This is a genomic window from Bacillus sp. CPT56D-587-MTF (genome assembly GCF_058792335.1).
Genome location: NZ_JBYTEF010000001.1, coordinates 3,436,202 through 3,453,866, shown reverse-complemented (window position 1 = coordinate 3,453,866; position 17,665 = coordinate 3,436,202). Strand labels below are relative to the sequence as shown.

Annotated in this window: 15 protein-coding genes; all 15 read left to right on the top strand. The window is 37.8% G+C overall.

Going from position 1 to position 17,665, the window contains the following annotated elements; genetic code table 11:
• Positions 1–24: 24 nt before the first annotated feature.
• The 15 genes from xerC (at position 25) to AC3WVZ_RS17620 (ending at position 17,516) form a co-directional block, all read left to right on the top strand.
• Positions 25–924, top strand: coding sequence for a tyrosine recombinase XerC (gene xerC, locus AC3WVZ_RS17690; RefSeq protein WP_001101243.1), 900 nt, complete (start codon positions 25–27; stop codon positions 922–924).
• A gap of 42 nt (positions 925–966) precedes the next feature.
• The gene (gene hslV, locus AC3WVZ_RS17685) at positions 967–1,509 is read left to right on the top strand and encodes an ATP-dependent protease proteolytic subunit HslV (RefSeq protein WP_000526272.1); all 543 of its coding nucleotides are present in this window, start codon (positions 967–969) and stop codon (positions 1,507–1,509) included.
• 22 nt (positions 1,510–1,531) lie between these two features.
• Positions 1,532–2,923, top strand: coding sequence for an ATP-dependent protease ATPase subunit HslU (gene hslU / locus AC3WVZ_RS17680; RefSeq protein WP_233935217.1), 1,392 nt, complete (start codon positions 1,532–1,534; stop codon positions 2,921–2,923).
• Between the two features lie 77 nt (positions 2,924–3,000).
• Positions 3,001–3,780 carry a GTP-sensing pleiotropic transcriptional regulator CodY gene (gene codY / locus AC3WVZ_RS17675; protein ID WP_000421290.1) on the top strand — a complete coding sequence of 260 codons (780 nt, stop codon included), beginning with the start codon at positions 3,001–3,003 and terminating at the stop codon, positions 3,778–3,780.
• Between the two features lie 38 nt (positions 3,781–3,818).
• Entirely contained in the window at positions 3,819–3,941 is a 123-nt protein-coding gene (locus AC3WVZ_RS17670) for a hypothetical protein (RefSeq protein WP_282082056.1), read from the top strand.
• Between the two features lie 186 nt (positions 3,942–4,127).
• Entirely contained in the window at positions 4,128–4,829 is a 702-nt protein-coding gene (gene rpsB, locus AC3WVZ_RS17665) for a 30S ribosomal protein S2 (RefSeq protein ID WP_000111485.1), read from the top strand.
• A 103-nt stretch (positions 4,830–4,932) separates the two neighbouring features.
• The gene (tsf, locus tag AC3WVZ_RS17660; RefSeq protein ID WP_001018578.1) at positions 4,933–5,820 is read left to right on the top strand and encodes a translation elongation factor Ts; all 888 of its coding nucleotides are present in this window, start codon (positions 4,933–4,935) and stop codon (positions 5,818–5,820) included.
• A gap of 66 nt (positions 5,821–5,886) precedes the next feature.
• Positions 5,887–6,609 carry a UMP kinase gene (gene pyrH / locus AC3WVZ_RS17655; protein ID WP_000042668.1) on the top strand — a complete coding sequence of 241 codons (723 nt, stop codon included), beginning with the start codon at positions 5,887–5,889 and terminating at the stop codon, positions 6,607–6,609.
• A gap of 2 nt (positions 6,610–6,611) precedes the next feature.
• Positions 6,612–7,169 carry a ribosome recycling factor gene (gene frr / locus AC3WVZ_RS17650; protein ID WP_000531501.1) on the top strand — a complete coding sequence of 186 codons (558 nt, stop codon included), beginning with the start codon at positions 6,612–6,614 and terminating at the stop codon, positions 7,167–7,169.
• A gap of 85 nt (positions 7,170–7,254) precedes the next feature.
• Complete coding sequence (uppS, locus tag AC3WVZ_RS17645; RefSeq protein ID WP_000971296.1) at positions 7,255–8,031, top strand: undecaprenyl pyrophosphate synthase; 777 nt, start codon at positions 7,255–7,257, stop codon at positions 8,029–8,031.
• Between the two features lie 17 nt (positions 8,032–8,048).
• Positions 8,049–8,840, top strand: coding sequence for a phosphatidate cytidylyltransferase (cdsA, locus tag AC3WVZ_RS17640; protein WP_000813592.1), 792 nt, complete (start codon positions 8,049–8,051; stop codon positions 8,838–8,840).
• A 23-nt stretch (positions 8,841–8,863) separates the two neighbouring features.
• The gene (dxr, locus tag AC3WVZ_RS17635) at positions 8,864–10,006 is read left to right on the top strand and encodes a 1-deoxy-D-xylulose-5-phosphate reductoisomerase (RefSeq protein ID WP_088321980.1); all 1,143 of its coding nucleotides are present in this window, start codon (positions 8,864–8,866) and stop codon (positions 10,004–10,006) included.
• Positions 10,007–10,023: 17 nt separating this feature from the next.
• The gene (gene rseP / locus AC3WVZ_RS17630; protein ID WP_001090244.1) at positions 10,024–11,280 is read left to right on the top strand and encodes an RIP metalloprotease RseP; all 1,257 of its coding nucleotides are present in this window, start codon (positions 10,024–10,026) and stop codon (positions 11,278–11,280) included.
• A gap of 109 nt (positions 11,281–11,389) precedes the next feature.
• Entirely contained in the window at positions 11,390–13,090 is a 1,701-nt protein-coding gene (locus tag AC3WVZ_RS17625; protein WP_000814299.1) for a proline--tRNA ligase, read from the top strand.
• 124 nt (positions 13,091–13,214) lie between these two features.
• The gene (locus AC3WVZ_RS17620; RefSeq protein ID WP_000060005.1) at positions 13,215–17,516 is read left to right on the top strand and encodes a PolC-type DNA polymerase III; all 4,302 of its coding nucleotides are present in this window, start codon (positions 13,215–13,217) and stop codon (positions 17,514–17,516) included.
• Positions 17,517–17,665: the final 149 nt, after the last annotated feature.

Sequence of the window (17,665 nt, the reverse complement as noted above, 5' to 3'; positions counted from 1 at the left end):
GTAGCCTTTATTGAGGTGAGTTGTGTGAATGTGAAGAAATTGTTACAATTATTCGTTGGATATTTACAAATTGAAAGAAATTATTCAAAATATACAATTGCAAGTTATCAAAATGATTTAGAACATTTTGTGCAATTTATGGAACGAGAAGGCATATCCTCTTTTTTAGACGTTACATACGCGGATGTTCGTTTGTACTTAACGACGTTACACGATGAAAAGTTAGCCCGTAAATCTGTCGCAAGAAAAGTATCAAGCTTACGAAGTTTATATCGTTTTTTGATGCGTGAAGGTTATCGAAAGGATAATCCGTTTGCACTTGCGTCACTCCCCAAAAAAGAATTGTCAATCCCAAAGTTTTTATATGCTGAAGAGTTAGAGGAATTATTTGAAGTTTCTGACACGGAAACGCCATTAGGTCAAAGGAATCAAGCTTTATTAGAGTTGATGTATGCGACTGGGATCCGTGTGAGTGAATGTGTCAATTTACAACTTACCGATATTGACTTTGCGGTGGGAACAATTTTAGTAATGGGAAAAGGAAAAAAACAAAGGTATATTCCGTTCGGAAGCTATGCGCAAGATTCTTTAATTACTTATATAGAGAATGGGAGAAAACAGTTAGTTAATAAGACTGACGAAGATTCTCATATGGTATTTTTAAATGCGAAAGGTACACCGCTAACAAGTCGTGGGGTTCGTTATGTTTTAAATGAACTCATTAAAAAGGCTTCGCTGACAATGCGGATAAGTCCCCATATGTTAAGGCATACATTTGCTACACATATGCTAGATGAAGGGGCGGATTTACGTACTGTACAGGAGCTATTAGGCCATGAAAATTTGTCGACGACACAAATTTATACGCATGTCTCTAAAGAAAGATTGCGTTCTGTTTACATGAAGCATCACCCGCGGGCATAAATTGCTTTAAAAGCTATAAAAACAAATAAAGGAGTTTTTTCTATGGGAAATTTCCACGCTACAACGATATTTGCAGTTCATCATAATGGAGAATGTGCAATGGCTGGAGATGGCCAAGTGACAATGGGAAATGCTGTTGTAATGAAACATACAGCTCGTAAAGTTCGTAAACTTTTCCAAGGTAAAGTTTTAGCTGGTTTCGCAGGATCAGTTGCTGACGCATTTACTCTTTTTGAAATGTTTGAAGGGAAATTAGAAGAGTATAATGGCAACTTGCAGCGTGCTGCTGTTGAAATGGCAAAACAATGGCGTGGCGATAAAATGTTACGTCAGCTAGAAGCGATGCTCATTGTCATGGATAAAACAACTATGCTCCTTGTTTCAGGTACAGGAGAAGTGATTGAACCGGATGATGGTATTTTAGCAATTGGATCTGGTGGGAATTATGCACTTTCTGCAGGTCGTGCTTTAAAGCAATATGCAAGTGAACACTTAACAGCGAAGCAAATTGCGAAAGCGAGTTTAGAGATTGCTGGCGATATTTGTGTTTATACGAATCACAACATAATTGTTGAAGAATTGTAGAATCGTAAGGGAGGCATTTTATATGCATTTACATTTTACTCCGCGCCAAATTGTGGAAAAATTAGATCAATACATCATCGGTCAAAAAGACGCAAAGAAAGCGGTTGCTGTAGCGTTGAGAAATCGATATCGCCGCAGTAAATTAGCTGAAAATTTACGTGACGAAATTGCGCCTAAAAATATTTTAATGATTGGACCGACAGGTGTTGGGAAAACAGAGGTAGCACGACGAATGGCGAAACTCGTTGGAGCACCTTTTATTAAGGTTGAGGCTACAAAATTCACAGAAGTTGGATATGTGGGTAGAGATGTAGAGTCGATGGTACGTGACTTGGTGGAAACATCAGTTCGTATCGTAAAAGAAGAAATGGTAGTGAAAGTTCAAGATAAAGCAGAAGAGCAAGCGAATCAACGTCTTGTTGAAATTTTAGTGCCGAGTCCGGAGAAGCAATCTGGATTCAAAAATCCATTAGAGATGCTTTTTGGAGGCGCTCAAAATTCGAATCAAACGTCTGATACACAAGAAGATGTTGAAATCGAAAAGAAACGTCAAGATGTGGAGAGAAAGCTTGCTGCAGGGCTTCTTGAAGAAGAAATTGTATCGATTGAAGTGACTGAACAACAGTCTTCCATGTTTGATATGTTACAAGGAACTGGCATGGAACAAATGGGAATGAATTTCCAAGATGCGCTAGGAAGTTTTATGCCGAAAAAAACGAAAAAACGTAAACTTTTTGTAAAAGAAGCAAGAAAACTCTTGACAAATGAAGAGGCACAGCGCTTAATTGATATGGATGAGGTTACACAAGAGGCTGTTTATCGTGCTGAACAGCTCGGGATTATTTTTATCGATGAAATTGACAAAATTGCTGGTAAGCAGTCGAATAGCGTAGATGTATCACGTGAAGGTGTGCAACGTGACATTCTGCCAATTGTAGAAGGGTCGAATGTTGCGACAAAATACGGATCAGTAAAAACGGATTATATTTTATTCGTTGCAGCTGGAGCGTTCCATATGTCTAAACCGTCGGATTTAATTCCGGAATTGCAAGGGAGATTTCCGATTCGAGTAGAATTAACAAAATTATCGACAGACGATTTTGTTAAAATATTAATCGAGCCTGACAATGCGTTAATTAAACAATATATGGCATTATTAGCGACTGAAGGTATAGAAATTGAATTTTCAGACGAAGCTATTCGTAAGATTGCTGAGATTGCTTATCAAGTTAATCAGGATACAGATAATATTGGAGCAAGAAGACTTCATACGATTATGGAGAAGCTCCTTGAAGATTTATCGTTTGAAGCATCTGAAATTACGTTAGAGAAAATAACGATAACACCTCAATACGTTGAGGAGAAATTAGCAACAATTGCTAAAAATAAAGATGTGAGCCAGTTTATTTTGTAATAGTGTCATCAGGTGACTCGCCCTAGTTTCCAAGTGATGAAAAAATATGTGAGTAACATGTAGGAGGAACTTTTGAAATGGAATTATTAGCAAAAACGAGAAAATTAAATGCGTTATTACAGAGCGCAGCAGGGAAGCCTGTAAACTTTAGAGAAATGTCTGACACAATGTGTGAAGTAATCGAAGCAAACGTATTCGTAGTTAGCCGTCGTGGTAAATTACTAGGTTATGCAATTCACCAACAAATCGAAAACGAACGCATGAAGCAAATGCTTGCAGAACGTCAATTCCCAGAAGAATATACACAAAGCTTATTCAACATTACAGAAACATCTTCAAACTTAGATGTGAACAGTGCTTACACAGCATTCCCAGTAGAAAACAGAGAATTATTCGGTCAAGGTTTAACTACAATCGTACCAATCGTTGGTGGCGGTGAGCGTCTAGGTACATTAGTATTAGCTCGTCTTGGTCAAGAGTTCTTAGATGATGATTTAATCCTTGCTGAGTACAGCTCAACTGTTGTAGGTATGGAAATCTTACGTGAAAAAGCAGAAGAAATCGAAGAGGAAGCGCGTAGTAAAGCTGTTGTTCAAATGGCAATCAGCTCATTATCTTACAGTGAGTTAGAAGCAATTGAGCATATCTTCGAAGAATTAAATGGAACAGAAGGTTTACTTGTTGCAAGTAAAATTGCTGATCGCGTAGGAATTACTCGCTCTGTAATCGTAAATGCACTACGTAAATTAGAAAGTGCTGGTGTTATTGAGTCTCGCTCTTTAGGTATGAAAGGAACATACATTAAAGTGCTAAACGACAAGTTTCTACAAGAACTTGCTAAATTAAAAACAAACTAATTTATAAAAAACTCTCCTCAATTGAGGAGAGTTTTTTTGTGCAATGGATAGAAGATGCTTGTGAAAAGTGTCATAAGCGTGTTTTCTGGGAAAACTATCAATTGTATTTACTTTTTTGCTTAAAAGAAAAGAAGGTTGGTAATACTAGAATTCGAGTATGAACAAAGAAAGTTTTACATTGTTCGCATTTTCGACTTGATTGTAATATTTCAGTATGATATAGTAAGCAGTGGTGTCAGTACAAAGTACACACGTTTACTGATTTAAGTGTTGGTGCTACGTTTGTAGTTTCGCTTAGAGATGAAGTAAACGGAGGATATCAAAAACCATTTAGGAGGAACTATATTATGTCAGTAATTTCTATGAAGCAATTGCTTGAAGCTGGTGTTCATTTCGGACATCAAACTCGTCGTTGGAACCCAAAAATGAAGCGTTACATTTTCACAGAGCGTAACGGTATCTACATCATCGACTTACAAAAAACTGTGAAAAAAGTTGAGGAAGCTTACAGAACGATGCGCGACATCGCTGCTGAAGGCGGAGACATCTTATTCGTAGGTACTAAAAAACAAGCACAAGAAGCTATTAAAGAAGAAGCAACTCGTGCTGGTATGTACTTCGTTAACCAACGTTGGTTAGGTGGAACTTTAACAAACTTCCAAACAATCCAAAAGCGTATCAAGCGTCTTAAAGACATCGAAAGAATGCAAGAAGATGGTACTTTCGAAGTACTTCCTAAGAAAGAAGTTGTTCAACTTAAAAAAGAGTTAGAGCGTCTTGAGAAATTCTTAGGCGGTATTAAAGATATGAAAGGTCTTCCAAGTGCATTATTCGTAGTAGACCCTCGTAAAGAGCGTATTGCAGTTGCTGAAGCACGCAAATTACACATTCCAATCATCGGTATCGTTGATACAAACTGTGATCCAGACGAAATCGATCACGTTATCCCAGCAAACGATGATGCAATTCGTGCTGTAAAACTTCTTACATCTAAAATGGCAGACGCGATCCTTGAAGCAAAACAAGGTGAAGAAACTGTTACTGCGTAACAAAGTTGGAAAGGTGATAAGGGGTTCGGCCTTTTATCACCTTTTTTAAGGTATAAACACCTTTATAAAAGGTATAAATACATATTTTAGGAGGATGAAAAGTATGGCAATCACTGCTCAAATGGTAAAAGAATTACGTGAAAAAACTGGCGCAGGTATGATGGACTGCAAAAAAGCTTTAACAGAAACTAACGGAGACATGGAGAAGGCAATTGACTTCTTACGTGAAAAAGGTATTGCGAAAGCTGCTAAAAAAGCAGACCGCATTGCTGCTGAAGGTTTAACTTTCATCGAAACAAACGGTAACGACGCTTTAATCTTAGAATTAAACTCTGAAACTGATTTCGTTGCGAAAAACGAAGGTTTCCAAACGCTAATTAAAGAATTAGCTGCTCACTTATTAACTAACAAACCAGCTAACGTTGAAGAAGCTATGGCTCAAACAATGGAAAACGGTAAAAAAGTTGAAGAGCACATCAACGAAGCAATCGCTAAAATTGGTGAAAAACTTACACTTCGTCGTTTCGAAATCGTATCAAAAACTGATGCAGATGCATTCGGCGCTTACCTACACATGGGTGGACGCATTGGTGTATTAACAGTTCTTGAAGGTTCTACTGATGAAGCTGCTGCTAAAGATGTTGCAATGCACATCGCTGCAGTTAACCCTAAATACATCGACCGCGATGCTGTAACAGCTGAAGAAGTTGAGCATGAGCGTCAAGTATTAACACAACAAGCATTAAACGAAGGCAAGCCTGAGAAAATCGTTGCGAAAATGGTTGAAGGCCGTCTAGGCAAATTCTTCGAAGAGATTTGCTTACTTGACCAAGCATTCGTTAAAAACCCTGATATGAAAGTTCGTCAGTTCGTTGAGTCTAAAGGCGGAACATTAAAAGGATTCGTTCGCTACGCTGTTGGTGAAGGTATCGAAAAACGCGAAGACAACTTTGCTGAAGAAGTAATGAACCAAGTAAAAGGTAGTAACTAATACAGATTAGGGAACACATTGTGTTCCCTTTTTTAAAATAAAGATGTAAGCAATTGGAGGTTCATTATGAGTAAACCGAAATATAATCGTGTCGTTTTAAAGCTAAGTGGAGAAGCTTTAGCTGGAGAGCAAGGATTTGGAATTAACCCAACTGTTATTAAGTCAGTTGCGGAACAAGTAAAAGAAATTGCAGAACTTGATGTAGAGGTTGCTGTTGTTGTTGGTGGCGGTAACATTTGGCGTGGAAAAATTGGAAGTGAAATGGGCATGGATCGTGCAGGGGCAGATTACATGGGCATGTTAGCGACAGTTATGAATTCATTAGCTCTTCAAGATAGCTTGGAGAATATCGGAATTCAAACTCGTGTACAAACTTCAATTGAGATGCGTCAAGTTGCAGAACCTTACATTCGTCGTAAAGCAGTTCGTCACTTAGAGAAAAAACGTGTTGTTATTTTTGCAGCAGGTACAGGTAATCCATACTTCTCTACAGATACAACAGCAGCATTACGTGCGGCAGAAATTGAAGCAGATGTAATTTTAATGGCGAAAAACAATGTAGATGGTGTATATAATGCGGATCCATCTATTGATCCAACAGCTACAAAATACGAAACGCTTACTTACTTAGATGTATTAAAAGAAGGTTTAGGTGTAATGGATTCTACAGCTTCTTCTCTATGTATGGATAATGATATTCCACTAATTGTATTCTCAGTTATGGAAAAAGGTAATATTAAACGTGCCGTTTTAGGCGAAAATATCGGAACAGTGGTAAGGGGGAAATAAATATGGGACAACAAGTATTGAAGTCTTCAAATGAAAAAATGGAAAAAGCAGTTGCTGCTTATTCTCGTGAATTAGCAACAGTTCGTGCTGGTCGTGCAAACGCGTCTGTATTAGATAAGGTACAAGTTGATTACTATGGTGCACCAACACCAGTTGTGCAATTAGCGAACATTACAGTTCCAGAAGCGCGTTTACTAGTAATTCAACCTTATGATAAAACTTCTATCGGTGATATTGAAAAAGCAATTTTAAAAGCAGATTTAGGCTTAAACCCTTCTAATGATGGAACTGTAATTCGTATTGCATTCCCTGCACTAACAGAAGAGCGTCGTCGTGATCTTGTAAAAGTTGTGAAAAAATATGCTGAAGAAGCAAAAGTTGCTGTTCGTAACGTACGTCGTGACGGAAATGATGATCTTAAGAAGCTTGAAAAAGCTGGCGAGATTACAGAAGATGATTTAAGAGGATATACTGAAGATATCCAAAAAGAAACAGATAAATATATTGCAAAAGTTGACGAAATCGCAAAAAACAAAGAAAAAGAAATCATGGAAGTGTAATAGCGATAACTTCGCAAATATGACCCTCTTCTTAAGGGGGTCTTTTTACACTTTTAGGCATACGTCTGCTTGCTGGAGGGTATGAATGATGTTTAAAAACTTTCCTTTTTTTAAAGGTAAAAAGGACACATCGTTTGATCATCTCGTTGAAGAAGTGAAAAAAGGATATATCCCAGAACATATTGCCATCATTATGGATGGGAATGGAAGATGGGCAAAGAGGAGAGCAATGCCTCGTATTGCGGGACATCATGAAGGTATGCAAGTTGTAAAGAAAATTACAAAATTTGCAAGTAAACTTAATGTGAAAGTGTTAACTCTCTATGCTTTTTCAACTGAGAACTGGAAAAGACCGAAAAAGGAAGTTGATTATTTAATGAAGCTTCCAGAAGAATTTCTAGGTACATTTTTACCAGAATTGATTGAAGAAAACGTACAAGTCCGAGTAATAGGGCAAAAAGATCGTCTTCCTACGCATACACGCAGAGCGATGGAGAAAGCCATGGAAGATACGAAAGAGAATACGGGATTAATTCTTAATTTCGCGTTAAACTATGGAAGTCGAGATGAAATCGTTTCTGCTGTGCAACATATGATGAAAGATAATGAGGAAGGAAAAATTCGTTCTGAAGAGGTAAGTGAAGAAATGCTTTCCTCCTACTTAATGACGAGTTCTTTACCTGATCCAGAGTTGTTAATCCGAACAAGCGGAGAGCTACGTATTAGTAATTTCATGTTATGGCAAATTGCATATTCTGAGTTTTGGTTTACAGACGTGTATTGGCCAGACTTCAAAGAAGAACATTTGCTAAATGCGATTACTGACTTTCAACATAGAGGGCGCAGATTCGGAGGCGTGTAGAAAGAGAGGGTTTGGTAGTGAAACAGAGAATTATTACTGGAGTGGTTGCTGCCGCGCTATTCATTCCCATCGTAATATACGGTGGCGTGCCTTTTACGGTTTTAGTGTATGCACTTGCTTCTATAGGTTTATATGAATTAATTCGTATGAATAAGCTTACGCTTATTTCAGTACCGACAGTTTTAGCTGCAGTATTATTGTGGATTCTTTTAATTCCAAGTAGTGCATCAGAACTGTTTACATGGATTGGATTAGGTAAATTGGAAATCACATTTGTGATTGTTTTATTACTTTTATCATATACAGTCCTTTCTAAGAATACATTTACTTTTGATAATGCTTCATTTTTACTGATGGCAACGACATATGTGGCAATGGGATTCTTATATTTAAATGAAACGAGAATATTAGGAATTAAATATGTATTTTGCGCATTATTTGTTATATGGGCTACTGATTCAGGCGCATATTTCGTAGGAAAAGCATTGGGCAAGAGAAAATTGTGGCCAGAAATTAGTCCGAATAAAACGATTGAAGGTTCATTAGGCGGTATCGTTTGTGGAATTATTGTGGCACTTGTTTACAACGTGTTCTTCCCAGTCGAATCGAATGTAGTAATTTTAATTGTGCTGACAATTATCATTTCTATTTTTGGACAAATTGGTGATTTAGTACAATCTGCTTTTAAACGTCATTATGGCGTAAAGGATTCAGGTACAATTTTACCTGGGCATGGTGGTATATTAGACCGAACAGATAGTTGGTTATTCGTTTTACCAATTCTCTACTTCTTATTACAATACAATTAATAAATGAACGAGGGGTTGGAGTCATGAAAAACATTAGTTTATTAGGTGCAAGCGGATCAATTGGTACACAAACTTTAGATGTATTACGCTCGCACCCAGACCAATTCCGTCTCGTTGCTTTTTCTGTAGGGAAAAATATTGACTATGCAGTAAAGGTAATTCAAGAATTTTCTCCGCAAATCGTCTCTGTGCAAAGAGAGGAAGATGTTTTAAAATTACAATCTGTTTCTGGTAATACAAAAATTGTATATGGTAGTGAAGGACTTTTAGAAGTAGCATTACATCCAGATGCGGAGATTGTAGTAAATGCTGTTGTAGGTAGCGTAGGGTTGTTACCAACACTTCGTGCAATTGAGGCGAAAAAAACAATTGGAATTGCAAATAAAGAAACGTTAGTAACTGCAGGACATCTTGTAATGGAAGCAGCACGAAAACATAATGTTTCGTTACTTCCAGTAGATAGTGAACATTCGGCTATTTTTCAGTGCTTGAATGGTGAAAATGAAAAAAGAATTTCTCGTCTTATTATAACGGCTTCTGGTGGAAGTTTCCGTGATAAAACGAGGGATGAATTGCATCATGTGACCGTAGAAGATGCGCTTCGACATCCAAACTGGTCAATGGGTTCGAAAATTACAATTGATTCTGCTACAATGATGAATAAGGGACTAGAAGTAATTGAAGCACATTGGCTTTTTGGTATCCCTTATGAGCAAATCGATGTTGTTTTACATAAAGAAAGTATTATCCATTCTATGGTTGAATTTGAAGATCGTAGTGTAATGGCGCAGCTTGGTTCACCTGATATGCGAGTACCAATTCAATACGCACTTACATATCCTGATAGATTGCCTCTTTCAGACACAAAACAGTTAAACTTATGGGAAATAGGGACGTTGCATTTTGAGAAAATGGACCAAGAACGATTCCGTTGTTTACGTTTTGCGTATGAAGCTGGAAAAGCAGGTGGAAGTATGCCAGCTGTAATGAACGCAGCGAATGAAGTAGCGGTTGAAGCCTTTTTACAAAAGAGAATTGGTTTCTTAACATTGGAAGACCTCATTGAAAAAGCAATGAACCATCACAATGTCATTGCACGACCGAGCTTAGAGGAAATTTTGGAAATTGATGCGGCCACAAGACGGTTTGTGATGGAACAAATTTAGCAAAGGTGGTTATGGAATTGAATACAGCGATTGCCTTTATATTAATTTTCGGTGCACTCGTATTTTTCCATGAGCTAGGGCATCTATATTTCGCAAAAAGAGCAGGTATTTTATGCCGCGAGTTTGCGATTGGTTTTGGTCCGAAAATATTCTCATTTGAAAAGAATGAAACGGTGTATACGATTCGATTACTGCCCCTTGGTGGCTATGTAAGAATGGCCGGCGAGGATGCGGACACAGTTGAGTTAAAGCCTGGGAAAAAGGTTGGCCTTGTATTAAATGAAAAAGACGAAGTTGTAAAATTAGTTTTTGATGGATATGAAAAGTATCCAAATGTTCGTGTTATTGAAGTCGAACAAGCTGATTTGGAGCATAATTTAACAATTTCGGGCTATGAAGAGTACGAGGAAGAGCTTCAAACATTCCGAGTGAATGAAAAGGCTCGTATTATTACTGCGGGGGAAGAAATTCAAATTGCTCCGTATAATAGACAATTTGGCTCGAAAAAACTAGGGCAACGCGCTTTAACAATCTTTGCGGGTCCTGCAATGAACTTCATTTTAGCATTTGTTATTTTTGTGATTCTTGGATTTGTACAAGGGGTTCCTGTTGACAAACCAATGGTTGGAAAAGTGATGGATAACAGTGCAGCACAGCAAGCTGGATTGAAAGAGAATGATACAATTCAAGCTATTGATGGGAAAAACACAAGTACATGGAAAGATGTTGTTACTATTGTACGTGAAAACCCAAATAAAGAAATTACGTTACAAGTAAAGCGTGATAATGAACAGTTTAATGTGAAAGTAACGCCAACACTCGATAAAGAAGGAAAAGACGAAGTTGGTAGAATCGGTGTGTATTCTCCTGTAGAGAAAACAGTAATGGGTTCTATTAAATCAGGATTTGAACAAACGTACCAATGGACGAAACTAATTTTTGAATCTCTTGTTAAATTAGTAACTGGTCAATTTTCTATTAATGAGTTATCAGGTCCAGTAGGAATTTATAATCTAACAGATCAAGTTGTAGATTATGGGTTTACGCGTGTACTAAGTTTAGCTGCAGTTCTAAGCATTAATCTTGGTTTATTTAATTTATTACCAGTTCCTGCTTTAGATGGTGGCCGTTTATTCTTCTTCTTAATTGAAGCGTTACGAGGGAAACCAATTGATCGCCAAAAAGAAGGAATGGTTCACTTTATTGGTTTTGCATTATTAATGTTACTTATGTTAGTTGTAACTTGGAATGACATTCGTAAGTTTTTCTTGTAAAATAAAGTGAAACTTATAATGAAATAGAGCTCGTAGAATAAAATCCCTCACCTAACTCGAGGTGAGGGGTTTTACTGCGTGTAAGAGTAAAATGAAGAGGTGCAAATAAATGAAACAAAGTATGGTATTCAGTCCTACATTACGTGAAGTTCCAGCTGATGCTGAAATTAAGAGTCATCAGCTATTACTTCGTGCAGGTTTTATGCGTCAAAATGCTTCTGGTATTTATAGCTTTCTACCATTTGGATTAAAAGTATTACACAAAGTAGAACGTATCGTTCGAGAAGAAATGGAGCGCGCAGGAGCTGTAGAATTATTAATGCCAGCTATGCAAGCTGCGGAATTATGGCAAGAATCAGGTCGTTGGTATTCTTACGGATCTGAATTAATGCGTATGAAAGATCGTAATGCTCGTGAATTCGCATTAGGAGCGACACATGAGGAAGTAATTACGGATCTTGTGCGTGATGAAGTGAAATCATATAAAAAATTACCGTTAACATTATACCAAATTCAAACAAAATTCCGTGATGAGCAAAGACCTCGTTTCGGCTTATTACGTGGAAGAGAGTTTCTAATGAAAGATGCATACTCTTTCCATGCTACACAAGAGAGCTTAGATGAAGTATACGATCGTTTATATAAAGCATACTCTAACATTTTTGCTCGCTGTGGCTTGAATTTCCGTGCAGTTATTGCTGATTCTGGAGCAATGGGCGGAAAAGATACACATGAATTTATGGTATTATCTGATGTTGGTGAAGATACAATTGCATACTCTGACACATCTGATTATGCAGCAAACATCGAAATGGCTCCTGTTGTAGCTACGTATACGAAGAGTGACGAAGCAGAAAAAGCACTTGAAAAAGTAGCAACACCAGACCAAAAAGCAATTGAAGAAGTATCCGCATTCTTAAACATTGCAGCTGACAAGTGCATTAAGTCTATGGTGTTTAAAGTAGATGAGAAATTAGTAGTGGTACTTGTTCGTGGTGATCACGAAGTAAACGATGTGAAAGTGAAAAATGTATACGGCGCTTCAGTTGTTGAGCTTGCTTCTCATGAAGAAGTAAAAGCATTATTAAATTGTGAAGTTGGTTCATTAGGACCGATTAATGTAACAGGTGATATCGAAATTATTGCTGATCATGCTGTAGCATCAATTGTTAACGGATGTTCAGGAGCGAATGAAGAAGGATTCCATTATGTAAATGTAAATCCAGAACGTGACTTTAAAGTAAGTCAATATACAGATTTACGCTTCATCCAAGAAGGAGACCAATCTCCAGATGGAAACGGAACAATTCTTTTTGCACGCGGAATTGAAGTTGGTCATGTATTCAAATTAGGAACTCGTTATAGTGAAGCAATGAACGCAACATTCCTGGATGAAAACGGAAAAACACAACCACTTATTATGGGTTGTTACGGTATCGGGGTATCTCGTACAGTGGCAGCAATTGCAGAGCAGTTTAACGATGAGAACGGCTTAGTTTGGCCAAAAGCTGTAGCACCGTTCCATGTGCATGTAATTCCAGTAAATATGAAATCGGATGCACAACGTGAAATGGGTGAAAATATCTACAACTCATTACAAGAACAAGGCTATGAAGTGTTATTAGACGATCGTGCAGAACGTGCAGGTGTTAAATTTGCAGATGCAGATTTATTCGGTCTTCCAGTTCGTGTTACAGTTGGTAAAAAAGCAGACGAAGGTATTGTAGAAGTGAAAGTACGTGCTACAGGTGAGTCTGAAGAAGTAAAAGTAGAAGAACTTCAAACATATATTGCAAATATTTTAAAATAAGAAGAGGTACCTCGTAATGGGGTACCTTCTCTTTCTTTGTAAACGTATTTTGTAAAAGAAGAGGTGAGAAATCTTTCTTTGTGGTACGTTTCAATTTATAATAGCAAATGGAAGGAGAGTGCTTATGTCTTTAACAAATGAACAACAAGAGCGATTTCAAATTTTGCTCCAGCAGTTGCAAATACCAGACGACCTTATAAATCAATATTTACAAGGCGGTGGTATTGAAAGGCTCGTTATTGATAAAGCGAATAAAAGTTGGCATTTTGATTTACAAGTGCCACGTATTTTGCCTACAGAATTATATGAATTGCTAGAAACAAAGCTTAAGCAATCATTTTCTCATATTGCAAGAACAACATTTGCATTAGAAACAGAGAATAAACAATTTACAGAAGAAGAAGTGAGGGCGTATTGGCCGCTTTGTACGGAACGAATTACATTTTCACCTATGTTCGCATACTTAAAGAAGCAGCTTCCACAGGTGAATGGAGTGAAGTTGCTAATAAATGTGAATAACGAGTTGGAGTCTACTGCTTTAAAGAAAAACGTTGCGAAACCAGTAGGGGATCAATACGAAGTTTTTGGATTCCCGCGTTTTCAGTTAGACACACATATACAGCAAAATACAGAAGAAATGCAAAAGTTTCGTGAACAAACGCAGCAAGAAGACCGCGAGCGTGTTATACAAGCTATGGAAGAAATGGCGAAGAAGCAAGCTGAAGAAAGCAGCGTTGTGTATGAAGGACCGATTACACTCGGGTATCTTATTAAGCCAGATGAAGAGATTACACCGATGCGAGAAATTCAAGATGAAGAAAGAAGAAAAACGGTTCAAGGATATGTCTTCCATGTAGAAACAAAAGAGCTTCGTAGTGGACGTACGTTATTAACTTTAAAAATAACGGATTATACGGATTCTATTATGATCAAAATGTTCTCGCGTGACAAAGAAGATATTCCAATGCTGCAATCCTTGAAAAAAGGAATGTGGGTGAAAGCGCGTGGTTCTGTTCAAAACGATACATTCGTTCGAGATTTAGTAATGATTGCAAATGATATTAATGAAATCACAGGACCGTCTCGTAAAGATAAAGCACCAGAAGGCGAAAAACGAGTAGAGCTGCATCTCCATACTCCGATGAGTCAAATGGACGCTGTCACTCCAGTTTCTAAGCTTGTTGCTCAAGCTGGTAAATGGGGACATGAGGCTATTGCGGTTACAGACCATGCCGTGGCTCAGTCTTTCCCAGAGGCGTATTCTGCGGGGAAGAAGGCTGGAGTTAAAGTTATATATGGTGTAGAAGCAAATTTAGTTAATGATGGTGTACCGATAGCATATAACGAAGCGCATCGTTTACTTGCAGAGGAAACGTATGTTGTTTTCGACGTTGAGACGACAGGTTTATCAGCTGTATACGATACAGTTATTGAGTTGGCTGCTGTAAAAGTAAAGGGTGGCGAAATTATTGACCGCTTTGAATCTTTTGCAAATCCGCATCAACCATTATCGGCGACGATCATTGAATTAACAGGTATTACAGATGATATGTTAACTGATGCACCTGAAGTGGACGAAGTGTTTAAAAAGTTTGAGGAATGGATGGGCGACCATACACTTGTTGCCCATAACGCGAGCTTTGATATGGGCTTTATTAACGTAGGTTTTAAAAAGGCTGGACTAGAAAAAACGAATAACCCCGTTATTGATACGTTAGAACTTGCACGATTCTTATTCCCAGAAATGAAAAATCATCGATTAAATACGATGTGTAAAAAACTTGATATTGAATTAACACAACACCACCGTGCGATTTATGATACAGAAGCGACGGGATATTTACTTGTGAAAATGTTGAAAGACGTAATTGAAAAGGGATTTGAATATCACGATCAATTAAATGATAGCATGGGACAAGGGGATGCGTATAAGCGTGGCCGTCCAAGTCATATGACGTTACTTGCCACATCAGATGTTGGATTGAAAAATTTATATAAACTTGTTTCATATTCTCACCTTAATTACTTTTACCGTGTACCACGTGTGCCGAGGTCACTATTAAAAAAATACCGTGAAGGAATTTTAGTAGGAACGGCTTGTGATAAAGGTGAAGTTTTCGAGGCAATGATGCAAAAGGCACCTGAAGAGGTAGAAGAAATTGCCCAGTTCTATGATTACATTGAAGTAATGCCTCCAGAGGTGTTGCGTCATTTAGTAGAACGTGAACTTGTTCGAGACGAAGGTCAATTAAAAACAATTATTTCTAACTTAGTAAAACTAGGTGAGACGTTAGATAAACCAGTTGTTGCTACAGGAAACGTGCATTATTTAGACCCTGAGGATGCAATGTATCGTAAAATTTTAGTCAGTTCGCAGGGCGGAGCCAATCCGTTAAATCGACATTCATTACCGCCAGTACATTTCCGTACAACTGATGAAATGTTAGAATGTTTTTCATTCTTAGGTGAAGATAAAGCGAAAGAAGTTGTTGTAACAAATACACAAAAGATTGCGTCATTAATTGGTGATGTGCATCCAGTAAAAGACGATCTATACACACCGAAAATTGAAGGTGCTGATGATGAAACGCGTGATATGAGTTATAAAATGGCGCGTAGCATTTATGGTGAAGAGCTACCGGAAATTGTAGAAGCACGTTTAGAAAAAGAATTAAAAAGTATTATTGGGCATGGATTCGCCGTAATTTATTTAATTTCACATAAGCTTGTGAAAAAATCGTTAGTAGACGGATATCTAGTAGGTTCGCGTGGATCGGTAGGATCATCATTTGTTGCAACGATGATGGAAATTACAGAAGTAAACCCATTACCACCACACTATGTATGTCCGAAGTGTAAGCAATCAGAATTCTTTAATGATGGTTCTGTAGGCTCTGGTTTTGACTTACCAGATAAAGAATGTCCTGCTTGTAATATTCCATATGTAAAAGATGGACATGACATTCCGTTCGAAACATTCCTTGGATTTAAAGGAGATAAGGTACCCGATATCGATTTGAACTTCTCCGGGGAATACCAACCACGTGCCCATAACTATACGAAAGTACTGTTCGGTGAAGACTATGTATATCGTGCAGGAACGATTGGTACAGTTGCGGAAAAAACTGCTTACGGATATGTAAAAGGTTATGCAAATGATCATAACTTAACGATTCGAAATGCAGAGATTGATCGCTTAGTAGCGGGGTGTACCGGTGTAAAACGTACAACAGGACAGCATCCAGGCGGTATTATCGTTGTGCCAGATTACATGGATATCTTTGATTTCTCACCAATACAGTATCCAGCTGATTCAATTGGTGCTGAATGGAGAACAACGCATTTTGATTTCCACTCGATTCATGATAATTTATTGAAACTTGATATACTAGGACACGATGATCCGACCGTTATTCGTATGTTACAAGATTTAAGTGGTATTGATCCGAAAACAATCCCAACGGATGATCCAGAAGTAATGAAAATTTTCTCTGGTCCAGAATCGTTAGGGGTAACGGAAGAACAAATTAACTGTAAAACAGGTACACTTGGTATACCAGAGTTTGGTACAAAATTCGTAAGACAGATGTTAGAAGAGACAAAACCGACGACATTCTCAGAGTTAGTCCAAATTTCTGGACTATCACATGGTACCGACGTATGGCTTGGTAATGCAAACGAGTTAATTTATAACGGTACATGTACGCTGAGCGAAGTTATCGGTTGTCGTGATGACATCATGGTATATTTAATCTATCAAGGTCTAGATCCATCATTAGCCTTCAAAATCATGGAGTCGGTTCGTAAAGGTAAAGGTGTACCGGAAGAATGGGAAGAAGACATGAAAAATAATAATGTACCAGGTTGGTATATTGATTCATGTAAGAAGATTAAATACATGTTCCCTAAAGCCCATGCGGCTGCTTACGTACTTATGGCTGTACGTATCGCATACTTTAAAGTACATTTTGCACTGTTATTCTATGCCGCATATTTTACAGTTCGTGCAGATGATTTTGATGTAGAGGCAATGGCGAAAGGTTCAGCATCTATACGTGCAAGAATTGATGAAATTGCTCAAAAGGGACTCGATGCTGCGCCGAAAGAGAAGAGTTTATTAACGGTACTAGAAATGACACTTGAAATGTGTGAGCGTGGATACTCATTCCAAAAGGTGGATTTATACCGCTCACATGCAACAGAATTTATTATTGATGGAGATACATTAATCCCTCCATTTAATGCAGTACCTGGTCTTGGCACAAACGCAGCTTTAAGTATTGTAGAAGCACGTAAAAATGGAGACTTCTTATCAAAAGAAGACTTGCAACAGCGAAGTAAGGTTTCGAAAACAATTATTGAGTATTTAGATAGCCAAGGTTGTTTAGGAGACTTACCAGATCAAAACCAGTTATCACTGTTCTAGTAGGTAGGAAAAGTCTTTGCAAATCAACATTTCCTATGATATACTATTAACCGAGATAACCATGTCATGTATATTGTGTAAAGAAAAGAGTGGGGAAACCCACTCTTTCGTGTTACTATCTATGTTTTATCTACGTAGATAGGTAAAAG

Coding starts and splice junctions, on each gene's coding strand:
- tsf (WP_001018578.1), top strand. CDS start 4,933: ATGGCAATCACTGCTCAAATGGTAAAAGAATTACGTGAAAAAACTGGC.
- dxr (WP_088321980.1), top strand. CDS start 8,864: ATGAAAAACATTAGTTTATTAGGTGCAAGCGGATCAATTGGTACACAA.
- hslV (WP_000526272.1), top strand. CDS start 967: ATGGGAAATTTCCACGCTACAACGATATTTGCAGTTCATCATAATGGA.
- uppS (WP_000971296.1), top strand. CDS start 7,255: ATGATGTTTAAAAACTTTCCTTTTTTTAAAGGTAAAAAGGACACATCG.
- frr (WP_000531501.1), top strand. CDS start 6,612: ATGGGACAACAAGTATTGAAGTCTTCAAATGAAAAAATGGAAAAAGCA.
- pyrH (WP_000042668.1), top strand. CDS start 5,887: ATGAGTAAACCGAAATATAATCGTGTCGTTTTAAAGCTAAGTGGAGAA.
- hslU (WP_233935217.1), top strand. CDS start 1,532: ATGCATTTACATTTTACTCCGCGCCAAATTGTGGAAAAATTAGATCAA.
- AC3WVZ_RS17625 (WP_000814299.1), top strand. CDS start 11,390: ATGAAACAAAGTATGGTATTCAGTCCTACATTACGTGAAGTTCCAGCT.
- codY (WP_000421290.1), top strand. CDS start 3,001: ATGGAATTATTAGCAAAAACGAGAAAATTAAATGCGTTATTACAGAGC.
- AC3WVZ_RS17620 (WP_000060005.1), top strand. CDS start 13,215: ATGTCTTTAACAAATGAACAACAAGAGCGATTTCAAATTTTGCTCCAG.
- rpsB (WP_000111485.1), top strand. CDS start 4,128: ATGTCAGTAATTTCTATGAAGCAATTGCTTGAAGCTGGTGTTCATTTC.